We start from the raw sequence: 26,444 nt of genomic DNA, 5'->3' as shown, positions 1-26,444 counted from the left end.
CACTCGCATTCTTGTGAAACGCGAGTGATCTCTCGTGTTTGCCAGTTTAGATGGCAATGGCGGACCCATGCTGCCCTCTCGACGGTGCGGGAGCACGGGCCGGGGGAAGGGGACACCTCAGGATGACCGGGGTCAAGGGGCCGGACGGCGGCGCGGGCGAGAGGTCCGGCCGCACCGGGGGCGCGGCAGCGGGCCGGGGCGCGCGGGACCGGGGCGCACACGGCGGAGCCGCAGCGGGGGACGGGTCCCGCGCCGCGGGCGCCGGTGACGGTCCGGCTCCCGGTGGCGCACCGCCCGGCACGGGGGGCGGGGCGGCGCGCATCGGCGGCTGGACCCGCCTCGTCACGGCACGGCCCCGGTTGTCGCTGCTGGCCGCCCTCGTGCTGACGGTGCTCGCCGTCCTCGCGGGCAGCGGGGTCGCCGACCGGCTGGGCAGCGGCGGCTGGGAGGACCCGACCGCCGAGTCGACGTACGCGACCAGGGCGCTGGAGCGCGAGTTCCCGGACTCCCAGCCGAATCTGCTGCTCCTGGTCGACGCGGGCCGCGGCGGCAGGGTGGACGATCCGGTGGTCGCCGGCGAGGCCCGGCGGCTCGCATCCCGCCTCGCCGCCGAGCGGGGCGTGACGGGCGTCGGCTCCTACTGGCGCTCGGGCGCCCCCGCGCTGCGCGCCCGGGACGGGCACGAGGCGCTGATCGCCGCCCGCCTCACCGGCGACGACACCGCGATGGGCAGGACCCTCGACCGCATCACCCCCGCCTACCGGGGTGCGCACGGGCCGGTGCGGGTGACCCTCGGCGGCCCGGTCGCCGTGCGGCACGAGATGCAGTCGATCATCCGCGAGGACCTGACCCGCGCCGAGACGATCGCCCTGCCGATCACGCTCGTCCTGCTGGTCATGGTGTTCGGCAGCGCCGTCGCCGCCCTGCTCCCGCTCGGCATCGGCATCGTCGCGATCCTCGGGACCAACGCGGTGCTGCGCGGGCTGACGGAGTTCACCGACGTCTCCGTCTTCGCGATGAACCTCACCACGGCCCTGGGGCTCGGCCTCGCCATCGACTACGCGCTGTTCATCGTGCGCCGCTTCCGCGAGGAGCTGGCCACCGGCGCGCCACCGCAGGCCGCCATCGGCACCACCCTGCGCACCGCGGGCCGGACCGTGCTCTTCTCGTCCCTCACGGTCGCCGTGTCCCTCGCGGCCATGCTGGTCTTCCCTCAGTACTTCCTGCGCTCCTTCGCCTACGCGGGCATCGCCGTGGTGCTGCTGGCGGCGGCCGCCGCCCTCGTGCTGCTCCCCGCGGCCCTCGTCCTGCTGGGCCACCGGGTGAACTCCCTGGATCTGCGGCGCCTGTTCCGGCGCGGCGGGAAGCAGCAGCCGGCCGACGGGGAGGGAGGCACCGCCTGGGCGCGCACGGCGACGCTGGTGATGCGCCGCGCGCCCGTCTTCGCCCTGGCCACCGCCGCCGTGCTGGTCCTGCTCGGACTGCCCTTCCTGGGCGTGAGGTTCGGCACCGCCGACGACCGGCAGCTCCCCTCCACCGCCGAGTCCCACGTGGTCCAGCAGCACATCCGGGAGGACTTCCCCGGCAGTCCCGGCGGCGGCCTGGAGATCTTCGCCCGCGGCCGGGCCACGAAGGCGCAGTACGCGGCCTACCGGGAGCACGTCGCCGCGCTGCCCGGGGTGCTGCGGATCGACGGGCCGCTCGTCAGGGGTGACGCCGCGTACTTCACGGTGCTGCCCCTGGGCGAGGCCGTCGACGACACGACGCAGCGCCTGGTCGGCGAACTGCGCTCCACCGAGGCGCCGTTCACCACCCGGGTCACCGGCACGGCGGCCGTCCTCGTGGACTCCAAGCACGCCATCGGGGAGCGGCTGCCCCGGGCCGCCGCGTTCATCACGACGGTCACGCTGCTGCTGGTGTTCCTCCTCACCGGGAGCGTGCTGATCCCGCTCCAGGCGGTCCTGCTCAACGCGCTGAGCCTGACGGCCATGTTCGGCGCGGTGGTGTGGGTCTTCCAGGACGGCCACCTGTCCGGCCTGCTGGGCTTCACCAGCCCGGGGTCCATCGAGACGACCCTGCCCGTCCTGATGTTCTGCGTGGCCTTCGGCCTCTCCATGGACTACGGCGTCTTCCTGCTCTCCCGCATCAAGGAGGAGTACGACCGGACGGGCGACCACACCGCCGCGGTGCGGCACGGGCTCCAGCGCACCGGCGGCCTGATCACCGCGGCCGCCGTCATCCTCGCCGTGGTGATGGTCGCGATCGGCATGTCCCGGGTGACCAACACCAAGATGCTCGGCCTCGGCATCGCCCTGGCCGTGCTGATGGACGCGATGATCGTGCGCAGTCTCCTGGTGCCCGCGGTCATGCGCCTCACCGGCCGGGCGACCTGGTGGGCCCCGGCCCCGCTGCGCCGCTTCCACGCGCGGTTCGGCCTGAGTGAGGGCGAGGCGGCGCCCCCCGCGGGCACACCGTCCACGCCCCTCGCGCCACGGCCCGCAGCGGCCGAACCGGCCGATCCGACCGACCCTGTTGGTCCGGCCGACCCGGCGGAGCGGACCGACGGGGACCGGGACAGAGCCGGCACACGGGGCTAGTGCTGTGGCCGGAAAGGTTTGCCGGGATGCTCGCGGCGTCCGGTGCTGGGGGCACCTCCCACGCCGTTCAGGCTGTGGGGGAGCATCGCACGGCGGAGCGTCGCCCGCGTACTGGATGTACTCGGGTGAGGCGACACCGCGGCGAGGTGCCGTGCCGGGCGTCGCGAGCCGGTGAACTTTCCGGTCACAGCACTAGAGCCCCGGGGCTGGGGTCCTGGGCCCGCGGGGGCAGCTCCCGGTGCCCCGCAGGCACTACCGTTCCGGACCGAAGCGGTGATCGCCGGGCCGCCGGAGGGTCACCCCGGCGGCCTGGGACCGCGGACCCCGAGGGAAGGCGAGGCAGGCGCATGCGGGCAGTGGTGTTCGAGCGGTACGGGGAGCCGGCCGAGGTGCGCGAGGTGCCCGACCCGCGCCCCGCCGACCACGGGGTGGTGGTGCGGGTCGAGGCGACCGGCGTGTGCCGCAGCGACTGGCACGGCTGGCAGGGTCACGACCCCGACATCACCCTGCCGCACGTACCGGGCCACGAACTCGCGGGCACCGTCGAGGCGGTGGGCCCGCGGGTGGCCCGGTGGCGGCCCGGCGACCGCGTGACCGTGCCCTTCGTGTGCGCCTGCGGCACCTGCCCCGCCTGCGCGGCCGGCGACCGGCAGGTGTGCGAGCGGCAGTCCCAGCCGGGGTTCACCCACTGGGGCTCCTTCGCCCAGTACGTCGCCCTCGACCACGCCGACGTCAACCTGATCGCCGTGCCCGACGCACTGTCGGCCGCGACGGCCGCCTCCCTCGGCTGCCGGTTCGCCACCGCGTTCCGTGCGGTGGTCCAGCAGGGGAGGGTCGCCCCGGGGGAGTGGGTCGCCGTGCACGGCTGCGGCGGAGTGGGCCTGTCGGCGGTGATGATCGCCGCGGCGGCCGGCGCCCGGGTCGTGGCGGTGGACGTGGCGCCCGGCGCGCTGGACCTGGCCCGCACGTTCGGAGCCGCCGTCCGCGTGGACGCGGGCGGCGGCGCGGACACGGCCGAGCGGATCCGCGAGGCCACCGACGGCGGCGCCCACCTCTCCCTGGACGCGCTCGGCTCGCCCGCCACCTGCGCCGCCTCGGTGAACGGCCTGCGCCGCCGCGGCCGTCACGTCCAGGTCGGCCTGCTGCCCTCCCCGACGGGGACGACCCCCGTCCCCATGGCCCGGGCCGTCGCGCTGGAGCTCGAACTGCTCGGCAGCCACGGCATGGCCGCGCACACCTACCCGGAGATGCTCCGCCTGGTGGAGGCCGGTGTGCTGCGCCCCGACCTCCTGGTGACGGCGACGGTGCCACTCGCCGCCGCTCCCGGTGTGCTGGCGGCGATGGGGACGTCACCGGGCGCCGGGGTCACCGTCGTCGAGCCGTGGACCTGACATGACGGTGCCCCACACGAGGGTGGGGCGGGCCGTCAGTCACGGGGCCGGTGCGTGACCCGTCGGGAGGTCAGTCGACGCGGCGGTTGCGGTTCCGGGGTCTGGAGGCGACCCAGGCCCGCACGGTGTCGGCGTACCAGTAGGGCTTGCCGCTCTCCACGTGGTCGGGCGGCGGGAGCAGACCGTGCTTGCGATAGGACCGCACGGTGTCCGGCTGCACCCGGATGTGCGCCGCGATCTCCTTGTACGACCAGAGCCTTCGGTCGGTCATGCGTGGCACCTCCCCGCGCGCACCGCGTCGCCGGCCGGGGAGGCCGTCGGGGGAGCCGGGTGCTGCGCTGGCGATCACAAAGCCTGTGCTCGGTGAACGACGACGGGCCCGCAGCGGCTCGTGCCTGTCGTGCGAGTGTGACCGACAACCCGCGTACATGCGACATGTGTGACACGGCCCGTGCTTTTGTGACAGAACTGCGGTAAACGACGGCAGGGGCGTACGGGGCCGCGGGCCACCCTTGCCGAGCCGGGCCGGAACGAAAGGGGAGCCGATGGCGTACCGCCCGAGAGCCGGGGTGCGGGCCGCGCGCCGGCTGCCGGAGGGGCGCGGCGGGCGCCGGGCGCCCTGCCGTGTGCGGCACGCATCCGGCCGCACGCCGCTCGTGCCCGGCCGTCCATCGATCATGGTCGGCCGCATGGATGTGGAGGCGGCTTTCGGGGGCAGGAGAAGGGGCGTGCCCGGCGCCGGAGCGGTGGCCCCCCACGGCGCCGGTCGCGGCTGTACGGTGCTGGCGCAGGACGGAACGGAGGGCGGGGAGTTCCAGGACCCGTGCGGTGGCAGCGGGTTGGGCCGCGCCGCCGGCACGGTGCCCGGGCCCCGTGCCGCCCGGGCCCCGATCGCCTCCGGTGCGGGAGGCCGCTTCGCCCTGGCAGGAGCGAAGTGCGAGCGCAGACTCCCCGCCCGCCACGGCCCCGCGCCGGAGGTTTCCGCGTCCTCGGGAGGTCCTCATGTCTCCGGTTCCCGTCGCCACCGCCCCACCGGCACCTGCCGCTCCACCCGTCTCGGCCGCCTCGGCCGCACCGCCCGCTCCCCACCGGGCGGCCCGCCTCCGGGCCCGCGCGGCGGACACTCCCACATGTGTCTACGCGGACACCGAAACCGCAGACACAGTGTCGGGCGCGCCTGCGGGGCGGGACTGGTGGGATGGACCCGTGGCCCCGACCGCGGCCCGATCGTCGCCGGTCACGTCACAAGAGCTCTGCCAACGGCACGTCTCGACCCGACGCCGCCATCTGTGAAGGAGTAACTGGGCATGACGAAGATCGTCAACCACTGGATCGGCGGGAAGGCCGTCGAAGGCGCCTCGGGTACGTTCGGGCCGGTCACCGACCCGGCGACCGGCGAGGTGACGACGAAGGTCGCCTTCGCCTCGGTCGACGAGGTGGACGCCGCCGTCGCCGCCGCCAAGGACGCGTACGCCACCTGGGGCCAGTCCTCGCTGGCCCAGCGGACGTCGATCCTGTTCGCCTTCCGCGCGCTCCTCGACGCGCACCGCGACGAGATCGCCGCGCTGATCACCGCCGAGCACGGCAAGGTGCACTCCGACGCGCTCGGCGAGGTCGCGCGCGGCCTGGAGATCGTCGACCTCGCCTGCGGGATCAACGTCCAGCTCAAGGGCGAGCTGTCCACGCAGGTCGCCAGCCGCGTCGACGTGTCCTCGATCCGCCAGCCGCTGGGCGTGGTCGCGGGCATCACGCCGTTCAACTTCCCGGCGATGGTGCCGATGTGGATGTTCCCCATCGCCATCGCCTGCGGCAACACCTTCGTGCTGAAGCCCAGCGAGAAGGACCCGTCGGCCGCCCTGCGGCTCGCCGAGCTGCTGGCGGAGGCGGGCCTGCCCGACGGCGTGTTCAACGTGGTCCAGGGCGACAAGGTGGCCGTGGACCGCCTGCTGGAGCACCCGGACGTCAAGGCCGTCTCCTTCGTCGGCTCCACGCCCATCGCCCGTTACATCCACACCACCGCCTCCGCCAACGGCAAGCGGGTGCAGGCCCTGGGCGGCGCGAAGAACCACATGCTGGTCCTGCCGGACGCCGACCTGGACGCCGCCGCCGACGCCGCCGTGTCGGCCGCCTACGGCTCCGCGGGCGAGCGCTGCATGGCCATCTCGGCCGTGGTCGCCGTCGGCGCGATCGGCGACACGCTGGTGGAGAAGATCCGCGAGCGCGCCGAGAAGATCAAGATCGGCCCCGGCACCGACCCGGCCTCCGAGATGGGCCCCCTGATCACCAAGGCGCACCGCGACAAGGTGGCGTCCTACGTCGAGGGCGCCGCGGCGGAGGGTTCCGAGGTCGTCCTGGACGGCACCGGCCACACGGTGAAGGGCTACGAGGACGGCCACTGGATCGGCATCTCGCTGCTCGACAAGGTCCCGACCACCGCGAAGGCGTACCAGGACGAGATCTTCGGCCCGGTGCTCTGCGTGCTGCGCGTGGACACCTACGAGGAGGGCGTGGCCCTCATCAACAGCTCGCCGTTCGGCAACGGCACCGCGATCTTCACCCGCGACGGCGGCGCCGCCCGCCGCTTCCAGCTGGAGATCGAGGCCGGCATGGTCGGCGTCAACGTGCCGATCCCGGTGCCGGTGGGCTACCACTCCTTCGGCGGCTGGAAGGACTCCCTCTTCGGCGACCACCACATCTACGGCAACGACGGCACGCACTTCTACACCCGCGGCAAGGTCGTGACGACCCGTTGGCCGGACCCGGCGGAGGCGCCCACGGGTGTCGACCTCGGGTTCCCGCGCAACCACTGAGGGTCACCGGCACCCCGCCTCGGGTCGTCCGTTATGCGGACGGCCCGAGGTTTTTTTGTCGCCCGGGCTGCGAATGCCGTGCGGAGGGGATCAAACGGACGGCGCAGGTGTTTCGCATAAATGATCTTGGAAAGCAAGGTCAGATCCCAAAAGGTCTTGATGAATGACCTACTTGGCTTTCATCGCCTGGGAAAGTGCAGCAACTTCGCGAACATGGCCAGTGCGGATTCCGAAGGTAAACGGGCATTGACGCGGCGGTTTTCGTCGAGGTTCCATCAGCGCCGGGAGCGGACGACAGCACGTACGACCTGAGCCGCCGGAGGCGATAGCGCTCCCGACCCCCTTCATCTCGCACGAGTCGATCGGATACCGCCGCATGACCGACACGCTCCGCCCTGTCGAGAACGCCGTCATAGAGGCGACGGACAGCCCCCAGAAGCTCAAGCGATCCATCGGGGTGGTCGGCGGCACCCTCCTCACGCTCTCGTGCGTGACACCGGCCTCCACGCTCTTCGTGGTCGTCCCCGACCTCTTCGGCACGCTCGGCACCGCCACCGCCCTCACGATCGCCATCGGCTCCCTCCTCTGCATCGCCGTGGCGTTCTGCTACTCCGAACTGGGCACCCTCATCCCCAGCGCGGGCGGCGAGTACGCCATGGTGTCGACGCTGGCCGGACGGCTGGCGGGCTGGCTGGTCTTCGTCCTGTCGCTGCTCGTCGTCATGATCGTCCCGCCCGTGATCGCCATGGGCACGGCGGACTACCTGGCGCCGCTGGTGCACCTGAACGCGTCCTGGACGGGCGCCGGGGTCATGCTGCTCGCCACCCTGGCCGGCCTGCTGGACCTGCGCGCCAACGCCTGGATCACCGGCATCTTCCTCGTCCTCGAGGTGATCGCCGCCGGAGTCGTCGCCCTGCTCGGCTTCGCGCACAGCCACCGCGGCGTCGGCAGCCTCGTCTCCCTGCAGGTGGCCGGCTCCGGCGGCCACACGGACACCGTGACGGCCATGCTGGTCGTCTCCGGCCTCGCCATCGCCCTCTTCGTCACCCAGGGCTTCTCGACCGCCGTGTACCTCTCCGAGGAAATGGAGCACCCCCGGCGCAACGTCGCCCGCACGGTCCTCGCCACCCTCGCCATCTCCTCGGTGGTCATCCTGGTCCCGGTCGTCGCCATCACCATGGGCGCCTCGGACATCGGGCAGCTCACCGGCGGCGACCTCAGCAGCATGGTGACCGCCTGGTCCAACAGCGCCGTCGGTACCTTCGTCAGCCTCTGCGTCGCCCTCGCGATCATCAACGCGGGCATCGTGATGGTCATCCAGAACTCCCGGGTGCTGTTCGCCTCCGCCCGCGACAAGGCGTGGCCCGAGCCGGTCAACCACCTCTTCTCCCGCCTCGGCCGCTTCGGCTCCCCCTGGGTCTCCACGCTCGCGGTCGGCATCCCCGGCGCGCTCCTGTGCTTCGTCAACCTGGACACCCTCTACGGCGTCACCGGCGTGTCCGTGACCGCCATGTACCTGCTCGTCGCGGTCGCCGCCCTGCTCGCCCGCCGCGGCTCCCACCGGCACACGCCCGCCTGGCGGATGCCGCTGTGGCCCGCCATGCCGATCCTGCTGATCGCGGTCCTCGCCTACATCCTCAGCCAGCAGGAGACGAGCTACCTGCTGTGGACGGGCGGCATCACGGCGGTCGCCACCCTGTACTGGGTCCTCTACCTCCGCCCGCGCCGCGACACCCGCTGGCTGGTGTCGATCCCGGAGGACGCGCGGACCTGATCCCGGCGTACCGCGGGCGCGGTACCCCGCGGCCACCCCGTACTCCCGGGGGAGGGCGCGGGGTTCGGCCCGTGGGCTGCACCGGTTGTCGGTGGCGGCCCGTACCGTGGACGCATGGATCTCCGACTGCCCGGACTGCGGCGCCTGCTGCGCGGCCCCCGGCGCCTGTGCGCCGCCGGGGCCGCCGTCGCGGTGCTCGCCGCGGCCGGCACCTGGACGGCGGCCGCCTCCGGCGCGCCCGCCCCGGTGCACCGCGCCGACCGGGTCATGACCATGGACGACGGAGTGCGCCTGGACACCTCCTGGTTCACCGCGGGCCCCGCCGGCCGCCGCCCCGCCGTCCTGCTCGCGCACGGCTTCGGCGGCAGCAAGGACGACGTCCGCCACCAGGCCGAGGACCTCGCCCGCGACGGGTACGCGGTGCTCACCTGGTCCGCGCGCGGCTTCGGCCGCTCCACCGGGCGGATCGGGCTCAACGACCCCCGGGCCGAGGTCGCCGACGTCTCCCGGCTGATCGACTGGCTGGCCCGCCGCCCCGAGGTCCGGCTGGACGCACCCGGCGACCCCCGGGTCGGTGTGGCCGGCGCGTCCTACGGCGGTGCGCTCGCCCTGCTGGCCGCCGGACACGACCGCCGGGTGGACGCCGTCGCCCCCGCGATCACGTACTGGAACCTGGCGGACGCCCTGTTCCCGGACGGCGTGTTCAAGAGGCTCTGGGCCGGAGTCTTCGTCAACTCCGGCGGCGGCTGCGCCAGGTTCCAGCCCGAGCTGTGCCGGATGTACCAGCGCGTGGCCCAGTCCGGCACGCCGGACACCGCGGCCCGCCGGCTGCTCGAGGAACGCTCGCCGTCCGCCGTCGCCGACCGCATCAAGGTGCCGACCCTGCTGGTCCAGGGGCAGAGCGACTCCCTGTTCCCGCTCGGCCAGGCCGACGCGGCCGCGCGCGCCATCCGCGCCCACGGCGCCCCCGTCGACGTCGACTGGATCGCCGGCGGACACGACGGCGGAGACCTGGAGACCGCCCGCGTCCAGGCCCGGGTGCGGGCCTGGTTCGACCGGTACCTCCGGGGCGACCGCGGCGCCGACACCGGACCCGCCTTCCGCGTCACCCGCAGCGGCGGCGTCGACTCCACCGACGGCGCCGCCCTGGTGCGCGGCGCGAGCGGCACCTCGTACCCCGGCCTGGAGAGCACCCCGCGGCGCATCGCGCTCACCGGCCGCGCGCAGCGCCTGGAGAACCCGGCGGGCGCCTCCCCGCCCGCCGTCTCCGCCCTGCCCGGACTCGGCGGCGCCGGCGGCCTCGCCCAGCTCTCCTCGCTCGGCGTCGGCGTCTCCCTGGACTTCCCCGGCCAGTACGCCCGCTTCGACTCGCCGCCGCTCACCCACGACCTGCGCATCACCGGATCGCCCACGGCGACCGTCCACGTGACCTCGACGAGCCGCGACGCGGTGCTCTTCGGCAAGGTGTACGACGTCGGGCCCGGCGCCGCCCGCCCGGTGCTGCCCGCCCAACTGGTGGCCCCCGTCCGGGTCGAGGACGCCCGGGCCGGCAAGGACGTCACGATCACCCTCCCGGCGGTCGACCACGAGGTGCAGAAGGGCCACCGGCTCCGCCTGGTCCTCGCCTCCACCGACCTCGGCTACGCCTCCCCGGCCGCCCCGGCGACGTACACCGTCTCCCTGCGCAGCGCCCTGCGGGTGCCCACGGCACCCGGCGTGACCACCGCGGCCGCGTCCCTGCCGGCCTGGGTGTGGTGGCTGCCCGCCGCGGGCGCAGCGACCGCCCTCGCCCTGCTGCTGACGGCGCGTCGCCGTAGCGCCGCGCCCGCCCCCGACCCGGCGCTGTCCTGCGTCCCGCTGGAGATCACCGACCTGAGCAAGCGGTACGCCGGCTCCCCGGACCGGTACGCGGTGCGTGAGCTGTCCCTCCGGGTCGAGCAGGGCCAGGTCCTCGGCCTGCTCGGCCCGAACGGCGCGGGCAAGACCACCACCCTGCGCATGCTGATGGGACTGATCGGACCCGACAGCGGCGAGATCCGCGTCTTCGGCCACGCCGTCCGCCCGGGCGCGCCGGTGCTGTCCCGGGTCGGGGCCTTCGTCGAGGGCGCGGGCTTCCTGCCCCACCTGTCCGGCCGGGAGAACCTGGAGCTGTACTGGCGGGCCACCGGCCGCCCGCCCGGGGACGCGCACCTGGAGGAGGCGCTGGAGATCGCGGGCCTGGGCGACGCCCTGGCCCGCGCGATCCGCACCTACTCGCAGGGCATGCGCCAGCGCCTCGCCCTCGCCCAGGCCATGCTGGGCCTGCCCGACCTGCTCATCCTCGACGAGCCGACCAACGGCCTCGACCCGCCGCAGATCCGCGAGATGCGCGAGGTGATGATCCGTTACGCGACGGCCGGCCGCACGGTGATCGTCTCCAGTCACCTCCTGGCGGAGGTCGAGCAGTCCTGCACGCACCTGGTGGTCATGGACCGCGGCCGGCTCGTCCAGGCGGGCCCGGTCGGTGAGATCGTCGGCTCGGGCGACACCCTCCTCGTCGGCACGGGGGTCCCGGTCGAGGAGCCGGTCGTGGACAAGGTCGCCGCCCTGCCGGGCGTCGCCTCCGCGGTGCGCACCGGGGACGGCCTCCTGATCCGGCTCGAACCGGGCAGCAGCGCACCGCAGTTGGTGGCGGAGCTGGTGCGGCTGGAAGTGCCCGTCGCCTCCGTCGGACCGCACCGCCGCCTGGAGGACGCCTTCCTCACCCTGATCGGAGGTTCCGCATGAGCACGCCGACCGCGTCCGCCGGGCACACCGGCTCCCCTCCGGCCGCCGCCGGCTACCGGGCGGGCCGCACCCTGCCGCTGCGGGTCGAGCTGGCCCGCCAGGTCAAGCGGCGCCGCACCCTCGTCATGGCCGGGATCCTCACCGCGCTGCCCTTCGTGCTGGCGGTCGCCTTCGCCATCGGCGGCGGCCCGGGCGGCCGCAACGACCGGGTGACCCTGATGGACACCGCCACCGCCTCCGGAGCCAACTTCGCCGCGGTCGGCCTGTTCGTGTCGGCGGGCTTCCTGCTGGTGATCCCGGTGGCGCTGTTCTGCGGGGACACCGTCGCCTCCGAGGCGAGCTGGTCCTCGCTGCGCTACCTGCTGGCCGCGCCGGTGCCGCGGGCCCGGCTGCTGTGGTCCAAGCTGGCCGTGGGCCTCGCGCTGAGCCTCGCGGCGATGGTGCTGCTGCCGGTCGTGGCGCTCGCCGTGGGCACCGCCGCCTACGGCTGGGGCCCGCTCCAGATCCCCACCGGAGGCGTGCTCGCCCCGGGGACCGCGGTCCAGCGCCTGGCCGTGGTCGTGGCGTACATCTTCGTGTCCCAACTGGTCACCGCGGGACTGGCGTTCTGGCTGTCGACCCGCACCGACGCCCCGCTGGGCGCGGTCGGCGGAGCGGTCGGCCTGACCATCGTGGGCAATGTCCTCGACGCGGTCACCGCCCTCGGCCACTGGCGCGACTTCCTGCCCGCGCACTGGCAGTTCGCCTGGGCCGACGCCGTGCAGCCGCACCCGTCGTGGTCCGGGATGATCCAGGGCGCCGCGGTCTCCGTGAGCTATGCGCTGGTGCTCTTCGCCCTCGCCTTCCGCGGGTTCGCCCGCAAGGACATCGTGTCCTGAGCCCGCGGGCGGCGGCCCTCCGGGCACGAGAGAGGGCCGCCGAACCCGTCGGCGGCCCTCTCCTCCCGTGGCGTCGGTCAGTTGCCGGTGTTGGCCGAGAGGACCGACACGTCCTGCAGCAGGTGTGCCAGGGCGCCGTCCCGCTTGGCCTGCGAGGAGTTCTCGGTGCACTGCTGGTTCAGGTCGTCCGACAGCAGCGGAATGTCCTGGGCGGTCACACCGAGCGCGGCGGCGCCGACGGGCAGGCGGTTGACCGCGACGCAGGGCTTGTTGAAGGAGCCCTGGACGAGCGCCATCTGCGGGCTCATGCTCCCGTACGTGGTGGAGTTGCCGTAGCTCTGCAGCGCGGCGTCGCCGTTGGAGACGGTCGGACCGCTGTCGTTGCCGATCGCCAGCGCCTGCGGAGCCGCGGCCGCGGAGACACCCATCACGGAAGCGGCGAGGGCCGCGGACGCAACTACCTTCTTGATCACGGACCAGTCCTTTCTGAGGAGACCCCGTCCACCGGAGCGCTCTGGTCAACTGCGGCCTTGCGCCGGGGTTTCTCCCCGTCACCCGGTCGGCTGACGCCGCGGCCGGAGGGCCGTCCGCCGGACTCCCGTTGTTTTTCGGGGAATTCCGCATGCCGTGCAGGCCAACCGGGTGAACGTCCGCAACCAAACCCGGGGCATCCGGTTGTTGAGGCGTAGGGCTCGCGTCGCTACGAGGAAAGGAACGCGAAGTGCTCAAGAGGGCAATGGTCGCCGCCGCGGCTGCCGCTTCTGTCGTCGGGATGACGGTGGTGGCTGCTCCGACGGCGCTTGCCATCGGCAACGACAACGGACCGACCGTCGCCAACGGCAGCGGTGCGGCGTCGTCGTTCGGCAACTCGGCGACGAACGGGACGATGAGCCCGCAGCTCTCGCTGGCCGAGGGTTCGCTCAACAAGCCCTGCGTCGGTGTCCAGCACGTCGACGCCGGCGCCGCCGCCGTAGGCGTCGTCGCGCAGGACGTCCCGGTCCTGTCGGACCAGATGGGCCAGCAGTGCGCCGACAACTCGACGCAGGCCAAGCGGGACGCTGCCCTGTCCCACCTCGCGGACGACCTGTCGGTCCTGTCGGCCAACGGCGAAGGTGCCTGATCCGACCGAGGCCGCCCCGGGCAGCCCGCCGCTGCGCCGTGAGTTGCCCGGGGTGTTTTCCGCAGTAATCCATCACGTTCCAGCGACGTGAAACGTGTGACGGGGCAGGGCGATCGAGTGAAAAGTGAATCGTCTTACGTTCCGTCAATTCGTCCTACGTGTATTTCTCGTTCAGTGCTGCGACTGTTCATGTCGTGCTCTTTTGGTTCCGGCCAATCCCTGAGCATGGCACCCAAGAAGGGAACTTTCATGAAGAAGAGCGTTGCTGTCGTCACGGGCACCATCATGGCGCTGGGCATGGCCGCCCCCGCCTTCGCCGACTCGGGCGCCCAGGGCACGGCCACCAACTCGCCGGGTGTCCTCTCGGGCAACGTCATCCAGGTTCCGGTCCACGTCCCGGTCAACCTGTGCGGCAACACCGTCAACGTGATCGCGCTGCTGAACCCGGCGTACGGCAACGCCTGCGTCAACAGCTGACGCACCTCGCACGCCGGCCACCCGCCGCGCCCCAGCCGGCCTTGGACTCTCGTCATCCCGTCCAAGGCCGGCTTTTCCACATCCACAAGCAGGAAGACGACGAGAGTGCGACAGACTCTGAGTAGGGGAGTGTTCGCGGCGACCGCCGCAATGAGCGTCCTGAGCCTGTACGGCAGCCCCGCACGCGCCGACAGCAACGCAGGTTCGTCGGCCACGGGCTCGGCGGGTGTCCTGTCGGGCAACAGCGTGCAGATCCCCGTCCACATCCCTGTGAACGTCTGCGGGAACTCGGTGAACCTGATCGGGGCGCTCAACTCCACCTTCGGCAACCATTGCAGCAACGATTCAGCAGAGGGCACCGGCCCCGGAAACGCGGGCGGCACCGCTCCCTCCCTGCCCCCCACCGGCAGCACACCCTCCAGGCCTCCGGTGGTCACGCCCTCCGTGCCGCCGGTCGGGGTGCCCCCGAGGCCGCCGGTCGGAGTGCCGTCGAGGCCGCCGGTGGGGGTGCCGTCGAGGCCGCCGGTGGGCAATCCGCCGGTGCCTCCTGTGGTCACGCCGTCGGTGCCGCCGGTGGGGGTGGGGGGTCGGCCGCCGGTCAGGCCGCCTGTTGTGACGCCGTCTGTGCCGCCGGTCGTCACGCCGTCTGTGCCGCCGGTGGTCACGCCCTCCGTGCCACCGGTCGGTGTGCCGTCGAAGCCGCCGGTCGGAGTGCCGTCGAGGCCGCCGGTGGGGGTGCCGTCGAGGCCCCCGGTCGGTGCTCCTTCTGTGCCTCCTGTGGTCATTCCGTCGGTGCCGCCGGTGGGGGTGGGGGGTCGGCCGCCGGTCAGGCCGCCTGTTGTGACGCCGTCTGTGCCGCCGGTCGTCACGCCGTCTGTGCCGCCGGTCGGTGCTCCTTCTGTGCCGCCCGTTGTCACGCCGACCGTGCCTCCTGTAGTCACTCCGTCGGTGCCGCCGGTGGTCACGCCCTCCGTGCCGCCGGTCGGGGTGCCGTCGAGGCCGCCGGTGGGCAATCCGCCGGTGCCTCCTGTGGTCACGCCGTCGGTGCCGCCGGTGGGGGTGGGGGGTCGGCCGCCGGTCGTCACGCCGTCTGTGCCTCCGGTGGTCACGCCCTCCGTGCCACCGGTCGGAGTGCCGTCGGTGCCGCCGGTGGGGGTGGGGGGTCGGCCGCCGGTCAGGCCGCCGGTCGTCACGCCGTCTGTGCCACCGGTCGGAGTGCCGTCGAAGCCGCCGGTCGGGGTGCCATCGGTGCCGCCGGTCGTCATTCCGTCGGTGCCGCCGGTGGGGGTGGGGGGTCGGCCGCCGGTCAGGCCGCCTGTTGTGACGCCGTCTGTGCCGCCGGTCGTCACGCCGTCTGTGCCTCCCGTGGTCACGCCCTCCGTGCCACCGGTCGGAGTGCCGTCGAAGCCGCCGGTGGGGGTGCCGTCGAGGCCGCCGGTCGGTGCTCCTTCTGTGCCGCCCGTTGTCACGCCGACCGTGCCTCCTGTAGTCACTCCGTCGGTGCCGCCGGTGGGTCGGCCGTCCAAGCCGCCGGTTGGGGTTCCGTCGAGGCCTCCGGTGGGCAATCCGCCTGCTGGTACGCCGTCCAAGCCGCCGGTGGGTCGGCCGTCCAAGCCGCCGGTTGGGGTTCCGTCGAGGCCTCCGGTGGGCAATCCGCCTGTTGGTACGCCGTCCAAGCCGCCGGTGGGTCGGCCGTCCAAGCCGCCGGTTGGGGTTCCGTGGAGGCCTCCGGTGGGCAATCCGCCTGTCGGCACTCCGTCCGTTCCGCCTACCGGCAAACCGTCCAGGCCGTCCCGTCCGCCGGTCGCCGGGGGAGCAGTGCCGCCCCATGACACACCGTCCGAGCCGCCCACGGGTTCCACGGAGGACCCACAGGGTGGCGAGTCGCCGTCCGGGGACGGTGACGACTGCGGTGCGTCCACCGGCTACGGGGAGGACGACATGTCGATGCCGTCCGGCTGCATGTCGGCCGAGCCGGTTCCGGCGGGCGGGCACAGCGAGTCGCACCACGCCCCGCCCCAGCTGTCGCGGACCGGCAGCCAGGCCCTGATCGCCACCTCGGCGGCCGGGGCCGTCCTGATCGCCCTGGGCACGGTGCTGTACCGGCGCGGCCGGGCATCGTTCCTCCGCTAGCGGCTCTCGTGCGAGGTGGTGCGGCGGCGGTTGCCGTCGCACCACCTCGCCCGGACCGAAGGGCCCCTCGGCCCCGCGGCGAACCGCGTTCTGGACACCGTGCCGTGGACCGTGCGCCCGGGAGGGGCCGCCGGCCCGGTCTCCGGGCCGGCGCGGGGCGGACAGCCGCGCTGCGAACCCGTCGGCACACGGGTGGCGGTCCGCCGCCGTACGTCCGGCTCCCGCAGGGCCGGAGTCGCCACCGGAAGGGGTAAGCGCAGAAAGAGGGTTCGATGCCACCGGGCGTACTCCGGAAGAGGGGTGCACCGGGCAGGTGTCCGATTTCGCGGTGCGCCGCCCGGGTCACCTGTCGCGGCGGCAATGCGGGTGCCCGGACGCCCGGGCGGAAACGGTGTCGGGTGCTCTGCGCGACCCTCGTCGCTCCTCCGGGGCGCCGACGAGGGCGAATCAGTGCAGGTGGGGGCACGTGCGGGGGATGGTTCCGGGCAGCGGGAGCGGGCCGCCACGGAGACCGGCTGCTCCGAGCAGCCGTCCGGAAACGACGGTGCGTGTCGAAACCGTGAAGTCCGGTCCGGTCTCCTGATCACCCCTTTGGCGGCACAACCCCCGGCTGCGCCACGCGTTGACACTGCGCCGGGCATCCCGCCCGGGTAGTTCCGGGCATCCCGCCCGGTGTTTTCTGCGTCAACCCCAAGGAGCACCTCTCCATGTCGCGTATCGCGAAGGGCCTGGTCCTGTCCTCGGTCGCTGCCGTCGCCGTTGCCGGTGGTGCCGGCATCGCCGCCGCCGACAGCGGTGCGAACGGCACCGCCGCCAACTCCCCCGGCGTCCTGTCGGGCAACGTCGTTCAGGTCCCGGTCCACGTCCCGGTCAACGTCTGCGGCAACACCGTCGACGTCATCGGCCTGCTGAACCCGGCCTTCGGCAACACCTGCGCCAACGGCTGACGTCCGCGCGCACCCTTTGGGCCGGCCGCCCTCTCCCGGACTTCACCGGGGGAGGGCGGCCGGTGCCGTTCCCCCGGAAGGGCGCCGGTGGGGCCACCCGTCCCGGCCCGGGCCCTTCCGGGCACGGCCGCCCGCCCCGACCTGGGCCTTGCCGGACGTGGGCCGGGGTGAGGTACGTGCACGGTGAACACGAGCGGTGTGCACGCGGTTGCGGAGGGCAGGGGACCCCCGCACGGTGGGCTCTGATCCGACGTTCACCGAAAGGAACTCCCTCATGCGTGGTCTGCCCGCACGGCGTGTCGCTTCCACTGCGCTCTGCGCCGCTCTCCTGGTCGGGGTCACTGGCACCGTCGCCGTGGCCGGCGACGCGTTCCGCGACCGCGAACAGGGGGCTGCACCCGGCGCGTCCGTGCCCGGCGCGAACGAACTGCTCTCCGAAGTGCAGAGCCGTCCCGAGCTGCACGGCGAACTCGCCCCGGTGTCCGACCTGCTGACCGCCGCGCTCACCGCCGACCACGGCCGGCTCTCCCCGGCCAGGGCCGAGAAGCTCGGCGCCGCGGCGAAGGCCGCGCCGGCCCGGGCCGCCCGGGCGCACGCCGACCGCGCCGCCGACCCGGCGAGCGACACGCCGGCCGCCCTCCAGAAGGCCATCGACGCCCTCGTGGCCGCGGCCACCTCGGGCGACGCGGGCCAGGTCACCACGGCGATCAACGCCCTGCTGACCGGCGTGGTCGACTTCGTCAACTCCTCGCTGTCCGGGGCCGGTCTGCCCACGTCCGGCGCGTCCCTGCCGCCGCTTCCCTCGCTCCCGCCGCTCCGGTCCCTTCCGCCCCTGCCCTCGCTCCCGCCTGCTCCGTCCCTCCCGCCTCTGCCCTCGACGCCCGTGCCGACGCCCACCGTGGCGTCGTAGCGCCCTCTCCGGCGGCGGGGCCGCCCGTGCCGCCCGGTGCGGCGCCCCCGCCCCGGGTCGCCCGCGCGACCCGCCTCCATCAGCCGCCGTGTCCGTCCCTTTCCGGGGCCGGCACGGCGGCTCGTGCCGTTCCGGCCCCGGGCGCCGGTCGTCGCGCGTGCCGCCCGGCAGGCCCCTGGCCGCCTCCGCGCCGGAGACGTCATCCGAGGAGACCCCATCCGAAGGCATTCCACCTGAAGGCATTCCACCTGAAGGCATCCCACCTGAAGGCATCCCACCTGAAGGCATCCCACCTGAAGGCGCCCCGACCTGCGCGGCTCCCTCCGGAGATCCCCTGGGCGCGCGGATCTCATATGACGACTCGGCAATCCCCCGTCGCGGGGTTTCCGGCCCGCCGGGGGCTCGTTAGGCACGGCGACACACTTCCCGACGGTGACCGAGTCGCCGAAGAAAGGAACACGATGAAGTCCCTGAAGGCCGCCGCCGTCGTTGCCGGGTCCCTCGTCATGGCCGGTGCCGCCGCGCCCGCGTTCGCCCAGAACCAGGCCGACCTGACCCCCACCAGCCTCAACGGCGCGGTGAACGCGCTCGCCAAGGGCCCCATCGACGTGATGCCGCTCCAGCACCAGTCCGACGCGCTCGACACCGAGAACAAGGGCTCCGTGCTCAACACGGTCAACGGCGCCACCACCAACCTGAACTCGCAGGACAAGCTCCTCGGCGGACTGCCCCTGCACGGCTGATCCGACCAGGCCGAAGCCCGGCAACACGGCGCACACCTGGGGCAGTCGGGGGATTCCCGCGCTGCCGACGGCGCCGGGGCCGTCGGGCGGTACGGACGTCTGGGCCCGAACACCTCGAACCCCCCGAACGGTCGGCGCAGTCCCGAACCCGCACCGAGAGGGACCGCACCTGCCAAGAAGCCGACCACCGAGGAACCCTTGCCGCCGTCTCCCACCGTCCCTCACCCTCGGCACCGCGCGGAGACGACCGCGCGGACCGGTCCGGCGACGGCCTGCCGCACGGTGCGGCGGTGACCGCGCGGGCCGTTCGGCAGGTCGGCCCACCTGCCGTCGCCGGCCCCGTGGTCCCCTGCGTTCCCCGCGCACGGAAGAGCTCCGGCGCTCCGGGCGACCGCACCCGCCCCGCCGACGCGACGGCGTCCCCCGGGGCACGGCCGCTCCGGGGTGAGCCCCCTTTTCCGGGGGGTGGGTGTATTTCCCGTGCGCACGCCCCGCATCCCCACTAGCTTCGCCGCATGAGGCGAGGTGCGGGAGTCGGGGACCTGTCGCTGCCGGTGCGTGAGGCGCTCGGGGCGGGGTGCCGCGTCGTCGCGGCGGAACGGCTGCGCGGCGGGAGCCGGAAGGGCGTGTACCGGGTTCACGTCGAGGGGGCGCCCGTCCCGAGTGCGATCGTCTACGTCTGGGCCGCGGAGGAGAACTACTGGCCGGAGGCGGGCCGGTCCGACGGCACCGGCACGTTCGCACCGGCGTCGGGCACGACCCCTTTTCTGACCGCCCAGCACACCCTGGCCGGCCTGGGAGTTCGGGTACCAGAGGTCCTCCTGGCGGACGACAGCGGTCGACGCGGGCCGGGCGGCGTCGCCGTGGTCGAGGACATCGGCGGCGGCACCCTGGAAGCACTTCTCCGGACCGACCCGGCACGGGCGACGGTCACACTGCACAAGCTCGCCGAGATGCTCGACGCGATGCACCACCACCGAGCCCGGCGCCCCGGCAGAACAGACCTCCCGGGCCCGGCCGCCGACTCCACGGCCCCGCCCCCGCCCACCTCTCCTTCGTGCGCACAACTCGTCCTCGACCGGGCGCTCGAGGATCTCGGGGAGGCGGCCGGCCGGGAGGACAGGATCGCGTCCACCGCCGGAGCCCTGCGCGCCCGCCTGCACGAACTGGCCGCGCGGGTGGGCCCCCGCACGGAGTTCGGACTGGTCCACGGAGAACTCGGGCCCGACCACGTCCTGGTCGACGCCGACGGGCACCCCGTCCTGATCGACATCGAGGGCCTGATGCACTTCGACGCCGAGTGGGAACACGTATTCCTCCGGCTCCGCTTCGGCCGCCACTACGCCGCTCTGGCGGCCCGGCGGGACCTCGACCCCCGCCGCCTCGACCTCTACCGGCTCGCCCAGCACCTCTCCCTGGTGGCCGGGCCGCTCCGCCTCCTCGACGGCGACTTCCCCGACCGCACCGCGATGCGGGGGATCATCGAGCACAACATAGGGGAAGCACTCGCACTCGTTCCGTGACCGTCCCCGGCGGCGCAGCCCCCGAAGAACGAGGACGCGGGCGCGCCGTCGTCAGTCGAGGGTGCGCAGACTCCGGGTCCGGAGGACGCGCCGTCCCGCCCGGAGGGCCAGGACCAGAGCCGCGAGCGCCCACGGACCAGTCCATGAACCGCAGCATCACCACTCCCTGATCGACTGAAGGACCTTCCTCCCAGGGAGTAGGGCGGTCAATGAGCCGACACCCCCTTCTCGATCCTCGAGAGGCATGCGTATGACAATCGGCACACGCGCCGGGCGGAGTGGCTCCATGGCGGGATCCCGCCCGTCCACGCGGCCGGTTGGGCCGGAAAACAGCGTCCAGGTGCCTACGGCGGCCGCCTCGGCCCGGTGTGCCGAGTGTGTCGGGGGTGGATTCCCGGTCTCCGGAGGTGGCTCGAAGGGGTGGGGGATCTTCCCGAGTCGCCGGTGGAGGGCTGGCTCTCCCGGCCGGGGCGGCTCCGGAGTGATTCCGTGAGCGTCGGGGAGGATGCCGCGACTTCGTCCCGTCTCCTGATCATGCTCTGACCAGCAAAGAGCCCTCCCGGAAAGGGAGGGCGAGGGATGGCGCCCCCGGCAGGACTCGAACCTGCGGCCAAGCGCTTAGAAGGCGCCTGCTCTATCCACTGAGCTACGGGGGCCGGTGTGTGGCCTGTGTCGTGGTGCCCGGGTGTGGGCCGATCCGTGACGTCGCCGGGCACAAGGATAGAGCCACCTGATCCATGTCCCTATTGCTTCGCCTCCGTGGCTCGATGTGGAGGTTCGGTGAAGCGGTCCTGATAATCGCAGGCAGGTGCGAATCGCGCACCGCTTTTGGCACCTCGCGCACCGGGTGTTGTGCACTCGTTATGCCCGGCCGGCGCCCGCGTCCCGCTCGCCCCTTCCGTCCCTTGTGTTCAATCGGCGCGCAGACATGCCTATATGCTTCAGAATTCCTCCAAAATTGGGCATTCTTCGCATGTGGTGACCTTGGACGTTCGGCCCCAGCTGCTCGACGCGCTCTCCGCCCTGCGCGACCGTGTCGCCTCCGCACGCTTCCCGTTGCCCCTTCCCGGGGCTCCACGCGCGCGTGCCGACCGCGACGAACTCCTCGCGCAGCTCGACGATTACCTGGTGCCCCGACTGAGACAGCCCGGTGCGCCGCTGCTGGCCGTCATCGGGGGATCCACCGGCGCGGGGAAGTCCACCCTCGTCAACTCCCTTGTGGGGCGGCGCGTCAGCGAGGCGGGCGTGCTGCGGCCGACGACCCGCACACCGGTGCTGGTGTGCCACCCGGAGGACCAGCACTGGTTCAGCGGCATGCGCGTCCTGCCCGACCTCGCGCGCGTGTGGGTGCCGCAGCAGGAGCCCGTGGACGATCTGCTCGGCCCGCAGGAGAGCCCCGCGCGGGTGCTGCGCATCGAGAGCGTGGAGACCGTGCCGCGTGGCCTGGCCCTCCTGGACGCCCCCGACATCGACTCCCTGCTGGCCGGCAACCGCATGCTCGCCGCCGAGCTGATCTGCGCCGCCGACATCTGGGTGATGGTGACCACCGCCGCCCGCTACGCCGACGCCGTCCCCTGGCATCTGCTGCGCACCGCCAAGGAGTACGACGCGACGCTGGTGACCGTGCTGGACCGGGTGCCCCACCAGGTCGTGGCCGAGGTCTCCCGGCAGTACGGGGCGCTGCTGACCAAGGCCGGGCTCGGCGACGTACCGCGGTTCACGGTGCCCGAGCTGCCCGAGTCGGCCTGGGGCGGAGGGCTGCTGCCCGCCTCCGCGGTGGCATCGCTGCGCATGTGGCTCGTCCACCAGGCGCAGGACCAGTCGGCCCGGCAGCTCGTGACGGCCCGCACGGCCGGCGGACTGCTGAACTCGCTCAAGTCCCGGATGCCCGACCTGGCAGGCGCCGCCGCCGCGCAGTACGCGGCCGCCCTGCGCCTCACCGCCGCCGTCGACGGCGCGTACGACGGCGAGCACGCGCGCCTGCGGGGCCGGTTGCAGGCCGGTGCCGTCCTCGCCGGGGACGCGCTGAAGCGGTGGCGGTCCTTCCCCCTGGACTGCACGGCGGGCGAACTGCTGGACGCGCTGGTGGAGAGCCTCGGTGCCCTGCTGCTGTGCTCCGTATCCGCCGCCGACGAGCGGATCGACGATGCCTGGCGCGGCGATCCGGCCGCGGCCGCGCAGTGCCTGACCGACCTCGCCCCCTCCCGGGAGGACACCGAGCACCGCATCGGGATGGCCGTACGGCGCTGGCGGCGCGAGCTGGAGGAGTACGCCGAGGAGGAGGTGCGCGGCCTGGACCGCAGCGTCACACCCGACCCCGAGGCCGTCGCCGCGCTGATCGCCACGAGCCTGCTCGGCGGCCGGCGGGCCCGTGCCGCGGGGGAGGGGCTCGCCGAGCGGCTCGGCGCACACGGAGCCCTGCGCCTGCGCGACCGGGCCGAGCGGCTGCTCACCGACCAGCTGGACCGGGTGATGCACACCGAGCGCGAGCGCCGCCTGGCCCCGCTCGACGCGCTGGAGGTGCACCCCGAGCCCCAGGCCGAACTCATTGCCGCGCTGTCCGTACTGCTGAAGGAGAGGTGACCGGTGACCGCCGTCACTGACCAGGACCACAGTGAGCACGCCGACCGCACCGAGGCCACGCTGCACGGCGAGGGCGCCATCCCTGCGGGCAGGAGGGAGCCGAGGGAGGAGAGGGACGACAGAGACGATCAGGCCGAGAGAGATCAGAGGGGCGAGAGGGAGCCGGGGCACGGGCGGGACGCGGAGGGCGCGGGGGAGGCATGGGGCGCGAGAGGCGCCCCGGGTGGTGCGGGGCAGCAGCGGGGGGCGAAGGTTCCGGACGGCGGCGACGGAGGGCCCGCGGGCGACACGATCCCCGCGAGCCGCTCGGAGTCCCCGGCCGGCCGGACCGGCGCCCCGGTGAGTCGTACGGCAGAGGGCCCGGAGGGGCGCTCGAGCACCCCGGTGGGCCGCCCGGAGATCCCGGCCGGTCGCACGGAGGCCCCGGCGGGCTCGGAGGCCGCCGGGACCTCCGGCAGGTCCTGGTACGCAGGGGCCGGTATGTACACCGGTCGCCTCGACGAGACCCCGTACCCGGACCGTGCGGGGCGACGGCGGGGAGCGGCCCGTGTGTCGCCCGCGGCCGAGCCGGACGGCACGGGCGATGCCTCCACGGCTCGCACCGGCCCCGCGGCGCCCGCGCCCCGGGGCGAACACCCGGCCGTGGGCCCGGAGGGCGCGGGGGCGAGCCGGGAGGCCGCGGCCGGTGCGCGGATCCCGGCGGCAGCCGGAGGGAGCGTCCAGGACCCGGCGCGCCCCGCAGATCCCAGGAACACGGATTCCAGGAACACGGACCCCACAGGCACCGCCGGCCTCGTGAGCAGCGCGGGCACCGCCTGCCCCGAGGGCTTCGTGCGGGACGCCGGGACGGCGGCGAGTGACAGTGACGGCAGCCGCCCCGCTCCGGCCCGGGGGGACAGCGACGATCGCGTCGGCGCGGGGCCCGCGCGTGCGGACCGTGCGCCGTGCCCGCGGGTCCGGTCCGCGGAGGGCGAGCCCGAGCACGCACCGGGCCGGCAGGGAACCGGGGAGCCCGCCTCCGCTCCCGCCCTCGCCGCCGACCGCCCGTCCGCCCGAGCCTCCGGGCAGGCGCCGGACCGCGCACCGGACCACGGCCTCTCGTACACGGACCGGCCGCAGGCGAAAGCGCACGCGGCTCACAGCGACGATCTGCGCGACGCCGACCCGCACGGCGGCGGACCCCAGGCCGACCGCCTCCACGAGGACGAGTTCCGCGCACACGGCTCCCCGGGCGACGTCCGCGCGGACGGGTCCCCCGCGGACGAGCGCGGTGCCGGTGCCGCCCCCGGCGGCACCGGGCCCGCGCGAGGAGAGGCCGCCCCTGGCACCGACCGGTCCGTCGCGCCCGCCGAATCCGCCGATGTCTGGGACGACGGACTCATCGCGCGCCGCGCGACCGAGACCACCGCCGTCGAGCAGACCCACCACGCGCCCGTGACCGACGCCCGGGCAGCCGGCCCGCACCCGCTCACCCCGCTCGCGTACGACGGCCCGCTGCGGTCGCGGCTGGACGCGCTGCGCGAGCTGGTCGGGCTCTCCCGCACCCGGCTCGACGGCTGCACGCTCGCCGAGGCCGGCCGGGTCCTGGACGAGGCGGCGGCCCGGCGCAGGCTCTCCGGACAGCACACCACCGTCGCCATCGCGGGCGCCACCGGCAGCGGCAAGTCGCAGCTGTTCAACGCCCTCGCGGGGGTGGCGATCTCGGAGACCGGCGTCCGGCGGCCGACCACCGCCGCGCCCATCGCGTGCAGTTGGAGCGACGGCGCGGCGAGCCTCATCGACCGGCTCGGCATTCCCGGACGGCTGCGCAGGCGCCCGGTGCAGGGTCCCGACCCGGACCCGCAGCTGCGCGGGCTGGTCCTGATCGACCTGCCCGACCACGACTCGGCGGCCGTGCAGCACCGCGAGCACGTGGACCGCATCCTCGGGCTCGTCGACGCCGTGATCTGGGTCGTCGACCCGGAGAAGTACGCCGACGCCGTGCTCCACGAGCGCTATCTGCGGCCCATGGCGGGTCACGCCGAGGTCACCTTCGTCGTCCTCAACCAGGTCGACCGGCTGCCCGACGAGGCCGCCGACCAGGTCCTCGACGACCTGCGGCGGCTCCTGGACGAGGACGGGATCGCGCTCGGGGAGTACGAGGAACCGGGAGCCACCGTGCTGTCCGTGTCCGCCCTCACCGGCGAGGGCATCGGGGAACTGCGGGAGGCGCTGGGCCAGTTCGTGGCGGAGCGCGGAGCGGCGGCGCGCCGGATCTCCGCGGACGTGGACGCGGCGGCGGAGCGGCTGCGGTCGGTCTACGCCGCGCGGCGTCGCACCGGGCTGAGCGAGGAGGCGCGCGAGGAGTTCGCCGCCCGGCTCGCGGACGCCGTGGGCGCCACCGCGGCCGGTGAGGCCGCCGAACGCGCCTGGCTGCGCAACGCCAACCGCGCCTGCGGCACGCCCTGGCTGCGGCTCTGGCGCTGGTATAACGACCTGCGGGAGCCGACCACCGGGCGGTTGTCGGTACGGGCGCAGCCGGACGAGGAGACCACGGCACGCCAGCGCGTCGAGCAGGCGGTGCGCACGGTGGCCGACCGGGCCTCGGACGGGCTGCCCGCGCCGTGGGCACAGGCGGTGCGGGAGTCCGCGGTCCGCGGATCCGAGGGGCTGCCGGAGGCGCTGGACGAGCTGGCCACCCGGACCGGACTGCCGCCGGGGAGGCCGCCGCGGCCGGGCTGGTGGCCGGCGGCGGTACTCGCGCAGGCATCGATGACGCTCCTTCAGGTCTTCGGGGGGATCTGGCTGGTCTGCCAGATCGCCGGCGTCATGGCACCCGACCTGTGGGTGCCGGTGCTGCTCATGGTCGCCGGGATCATCGGCGGCCCGATCGTGGAGTGGAGCTGCCGGATCGCGGCGCGCGGACCGGCACGGCGGTACGGACAGGAGGCGGAACGGCGGTTGCGGGAGGCGGCCGCGGGATGCGGACGGGCCCGCGTGCTGGAACCGGTGGCGGCCGAACTGCTGCGCTACCGCGAGGTGCGGGAGCAGTACGCACGGGTCGTCGGGGCGGGGACGAGCTGAGTCGGCCCCCGTCGTGCACCTCCCTCACCCCCACGGGTGAGGGAGTTGTCCACAGGCGGGTGGCGGTCCACAGGCCCCGGCGGGCCCGGACCGGCGGATGCAGTCTGGTGTCCGCGGCGATCGCGACGGAAGCGGTCACCGCGGCGGACGCAGCCGTACGGGACGGGCCCGTACGTGTGCCTGACCGGCGCCGGGCGCCGGGCGAGGGAGGGGTTCACGATGAACGAGACGATGATCAGCACGGTGGGCAACGTGGCGACGCAGCCGGTGTTCCGGGAGCTGGGGTCGGGTGCCTCGGCGAGGTTCCGACTGGCGGTGACCTCCCGCTACTGGGACCGCGAGAAGGGCGTCTGGGCGGACGGGCACACCAACTTCTTCACGGTGTGGGCCAACCGCCAGCTCGCCGTCAACGCGGCGGCCTCGCTGAACGTGGGGGATCCCGTCATGGTGCAGGGCCGGCTCAAGGTGCGCACGGAGACCCGCGACGGCCAGAGCCGGACCTCGGCCGACATCGACGCGCTCGCGATCGGCCACGACCTCGCGCGCGGCACGTCCGCCTTCCGCCGCGCCGCCCGCCCCGAGGTGACCACGGCGACCGGGGCGACCGGGACAGCTTCGCCTCCCCAGCCCGAACCGGCCTGGGAGACCCCGCCCCAGGAGCCCCAAGCACTTCAACAGCACACAAGCACAGCACTCATGACGTAGCGTCAGGCGCTGACGGCTCCGCAC

Annotated in this window: 18 protein-coding genes, 1 tRNA gene and 2 pseudogenes; 18 read left to right on the top strand and 3 right to left on the bottom strand. The window is 73.9% G+C overall.

Annotated elements, in window-relative coordinates; all coding sequences use genetic code 11:
- Positions 1-122: 122 nt before the first annotated feature.
- On the top strand, positions 123-2,597 hold the full coding sequence (locus P3H78_RS02940) for an MMPL family transporter (RefSeq protein ID WP_276107120.1): 2,475 nt from the start codon (positions 123-125) through the stop codon (positions 2,595-2,597).
- 347 nt (positions 2,598-2,944) lie between these two features.
- Entirely contained in the window at positions 2,945-3,988 is a 1,044-nt protein-coding gene (locus tag P3H78_RS02935) for a zinc-dependent alcohol dehydrogenase family protein (protein WP_276107119.1), read from the top strand.
- Between the two features lie 70 nt (positions 3,989-4,058).
- On the opposite strand, the gene P3H78_RS02930 is transcribed toward P3H78_RS02935, so the two are convergent.
- Positions 4,059-4,259, bottom strand: coding sequence for a helix-turn-helix transcriptional regulator (locus P3H78_RS02930; RefSeq protein WP_276107118.1), 201 nt, complete (start codon positions 4,257-4,259; stop codon positions 4,059-4,061).
- An 824-nt stretch (positions 4,260-5,083) separates the two neighbouring features.
- On the opposite strand from P3H78_RS02930, the pseudogene P3H78_RS02920 reads away from it, so the two are divergent.
- The 5 genes and pseudogenes from P3H78_RS02920 to P3H78_RS02900 all read left to right on the top strand — a co-directional run.
- Positions 5,084-5,281, top strand: a pseudogene (locus P3H78_RS02920) (3D-(3,5/4)-trihydroxycyclohexane-1,2-dione acylhydrolase (decyclizing)); the annotation flags it as partial.
- 14 nt (positions 5,282-5,295) lie between these two features.
- Positions 5,296-6,798 carry a CoA-acylating methylmalonate-semialdehyde dehydrogenase gene (gene mmsA, locus P3H78_RS02915; protein WP_276107117.1) on the top strand — a complete coding sequence of 501 codons (1,503 nt, stop codon included), beginning with the start codon at positions 5,296-5,298 and terminating at the stop codon, positions 6,796-6,798.
- A gap of 376 nt (positions 6,799-7,174) precedes the next feature.
- Positions 7,175-8,572 (top strand): APC family permease, encoded by a 1,398-nt coding sequence (locus P3H78_RS02910; RefSeq protein WP_276107115.1) that lies wholly within the window; start codon positions 7,175-7,177, stop codon positions 8,570-8,572.
- 114 nt (positions 8,573-8,686) lie between these two features.
- Positions 8,687-11,338, top strand: coding sequence for an alpha/beta fold hydrolase (locus P3H78_RS02905; protein WP_276107114.1), 2,652 nt, complete (start codon positions 8,687-8,689; stop codon positions 11,336-11,338).
- Positions 11,335-12,216, top strand: a complete 882-nt coding sequence (locus tag P3H78_RS02900) for an ABC transporter permease (RefSeq protein ID WP_276107113.1) — start codon at positions 11,335-11,337, stop codon at positions 12,214-12,216. Before P3H78_RS02905 ends, P3H78_RS02900 begins: the two co-directional genes overlap by 4 nt.
- Positions 12,217-12,293: 77 nt before the next feature.
- On the opposite strand, the gene P3H78_RS02895 is transcribed toward P3H78_RS02900, so the two are convergent.
- Positions 12,294-12,689 carry a rodlin gene (locus P3H78_RS02895; RefSeq protein WP_276107112.1) on the bottom strand — a complete coding sequence of 132 codons (396 nt, stop codon included), beginning with the start codon at positions 12,687-12,689 and terminating at the stop codon, positions 12,294-12,296.
- A 248-nt stretch (positions 12,690-12,937) separates the two neighbouring features.
- On the opposite strand from P3H78_RS02895, the gene P3H78_RS02890 reads away from it, so the two are divergent.
- The 8 genes and pseudogenes from P3H78_RS02890 to P3H78_RS02860 all read left to right on the top strand — a co-directional run bounded on the left by P3H78_RS02890 (position 12,938) and on the right by P3H78_RS02860 (position 20,069).
- A complete protein-coding gene (locus P3H78_RS02890; protein WP_276107111.1) occupies positions 12,938-13,336 on the top strand; it encodes a rodlin in 399 nt (132 codons plus the stop codon).
- Between the two features lie 249 nt (positions 13,337-13,585).
- Complete coding sequence (locus tag P3H78_RS02885) at positions 13,586-13,813, top strand: chaplin (protein WP_276107110.1); 228 nt, start codon at positions 13,586-13,588, stop codon at positions 13,811-13,813.
- Positions 13,814-13,963: 150 nt separating this feature from the next.
- A pseudogene (locus P3H78_RS33360) lies at positions 13,964-14,095 on the top strand (chaplin); the annotation flags it as partial.
- A gap of 1,659 nt (positions 14,096-15,754) precedes the next feature.
- Positions 15,755-15,946 (top strand): LPXTG cell wall anchor domain-containing protein, encoded by a 192-nt coding sequence (locus P3H78_RS02880; protein WP_276107109.1) that lies wholly within the window; start codon positions 15,755-15,757, stop codon positions 15,944-15,946.
- Between the two features lie 707 nt (positions 15,947-16,653).
- The gene (locus tag P3H78_RS02875) at positions 16,654-16,893 is read left to right on the top strand and encodes a chaplin (RefSeq protein WP_276107108.1); all 240 of its coding nucleotides are present in this window, start codon (positions 16,654-16,656) and stop codon (positions 16,891-16,893) included.
- A 274-nt stretch (positions 16,894-17,167) separates the two neighbouring features.
- Positions 17,168-17,803, top strand: a complete 636-nt coding sequence (locus tag P3H78_RS02870) for a hypothetical protein (protein WP_276107107.1) — start codon at positions 17,168-17,170, stop codon at positions 17,801-17,803.
- 461 nt (positions 17,804-18,264) lie between these two features.
- A complete protein-coding gene (locus P3H78_RS02865; RefSeq protein WP_276107106.1) occupies positions 18,265-18,546 on the top strand; it encodes a hypothetical protein in 282 nt (93 codons plus the stop codon).
- Between the two features lie 515 nt (positions 18,547-19,061).
- Positions 19,062-20,069 (top strand): phosphotransferase family protein, encoded by a 1,008-nt coding sequence (locus tag P3H78_RS02860; RefSeq protein WP_276107105.1) that lies wholly within the window; start codon positions 19,062-19,064, stop codon positions 20,067-20,069.
- A gap of 580 nt (positions 20,070-20,649) precedes the next feature.
- Here the strand turns inward: P3H78_RS02860 and P3H78_RS02855 are convergent.
- Positions 20,650-20,725 (bottom strand) — tRNA-Arg (locus P3H78_RS02855).
- Between the two features lie 319 nt (positions 20,726-21,044).
- Here P3H78_RS02855 and P3H78_RS02850 point away from each other — a divergent pair.
- The 3 genes from P3H78_RS02850 to P3H78_RS02840 all read left to right on the top strand — a co-directional run bounded on the left by P3H78_RS02850 (position 21,045) and on the right by P3H78_RS02840 (position 26,420).
- Positions 21,045-22,652: a dynamin family protein gene (locus tag P3H78_RS02850; protein WP_276107104.1), complete on the top strand. Its 1,608-nt coding sequence runs from the start codon at positions 21,045-21,047 to the stop codon at positions 22,650-22,652.
- A 795-nt stretch (positions 22,653-23,447) separates the two neighbouring features.
- Entirely contained in the window at positions 23,448-25,715 is a 2,268-nt protein-coding gene (locus P3H78_RS02845) for a GTPase (RefSeq protein WP_276107103.1), read from the top strand.
- A gap of 219 nt (positions 25,716-25,934) precedes the next feature.
- A complete protein-coding gene (locus P3H78_RS02840) occupies positions 25,935-26,420 on the top strand; it encodes a single-stranded DNA-binding protein (RefSeq protein WP_276107102.1) in 486 nt (161 codons plus the stop codon).
- Positions 26,421-26,444 lie beyond the last annotated feature (24 nt).

The sequence above is a fragment of the Streptomyces tropicalis genome (assembly GCF_029269835.1).
In the GTDB taxonomy this organism is placed as follows: domain Bacteria; phylum Actinomycetota; class Actinomycetes; order Streptomycetales; family Streptomycetaceae; genus Streptomyces; species Streptomyces tropicalis.
The sequence above is the reverse complement of the archived record's forward strand: the minus strand, read 5'-3'. Positions and strand labels throughout refer to the sequence as shown.

Coding starts and splice junctions, on each gene's coding strand:
- P3H78_RS02940 (WP_276107120.1), top strand. CDS start 123: ATGACCGGGGTCAAGGGGCCGGACGGCGGCGCGGGCGAGAGGTCCGGC.
- P3H78_RS02865 (WP_276107106.1), top strand. CDS start 18,265: ATGAAGTCCCTGAAGGCCGCCGCCGTCGTTGCCGGGTCCCTCGTCATG.
- P3H78_RS02900 (WP_276107113.1), top strand. CDS start 11,335: ATGAGCACGCCGACCGCGTCCGCCGGGCACACCGGCTCCCCTCCGGCC.
- P3H78_RS02880 (WP_276107109.1), top strand. CDS start 15,755: ATGTCGATGCCGTCCGGCTGCATGTCGGCCGAGCCGGTTCCGGCGGGC.
- P3H78_RS02930 (WP_276107118.1), bottom strand. CDS start 4,259: ATGACCGACCGAAGGCTCTGGTCGTACAAGGAGATCGCGGCGCACATC.
- P3H78_RS02935 (WP_276107119.1), top strand. CDS start 2,945: ATGCGGGCAGTGGTGTTCGAGCGGTACGGGGAGCCGGCCGAGGTGCGC.
- P3H78_RS02860 (WP_276107105.1), top strand. CDS start 19,062: ATGAGGCGAGGTGCGGGAGTCGGGGACCTGTCGCTGCCGGTGCGTGAG.
- P3H78_RS02840 (WP_276107102.1), top strand. CDS start 25,935: ATGAACGAGACGATGATCAGCACGGTGGGCAACGTGGCGACGCAGCCG.
- mmsA (WP_276107117.1), top strand. CDS start 5,296: ATGACGAAGATCGTCAACCACTGGATCGGCGGGAAGGCCGTCGAAGGC.
- P3H78_RS02870 (WP_276107107.1), top strand. CDS start 17,168: ATGCGTGGTCTGCCCGCACGGCGTGTCGCTTCCACTGCGCTCTGCGCC.
- P3H78_RS02910 (WP_276107115.1), top strand. CDS start 7,175: ATGACCGACACGCTCCGCCCTGTCGAGAACGCCGTCATAGAGGCGACG.
- P3H78_RS02885 (WP_276107110.1), top strand. CDS start 13,586: ATGAAGAAGAGCGTTGCTGTCGTCACGGGCACCATCATGGCGCTGGGC.
- P3H78_RS02875 (WP_276107108.1), top strand. CDS start 16,654: ATGTCGCGTATCGCGAAGGGCCTGGTCCTGTCCTCGGTCGCTGCCGTC.
- P3H78_RS02905 (WP_276107114.1), top strand. CDS start 8,687: ATGGATCTCCGACTGCCCGGACTGCGGCGCCTGCTGCGCGGCCCCCGG.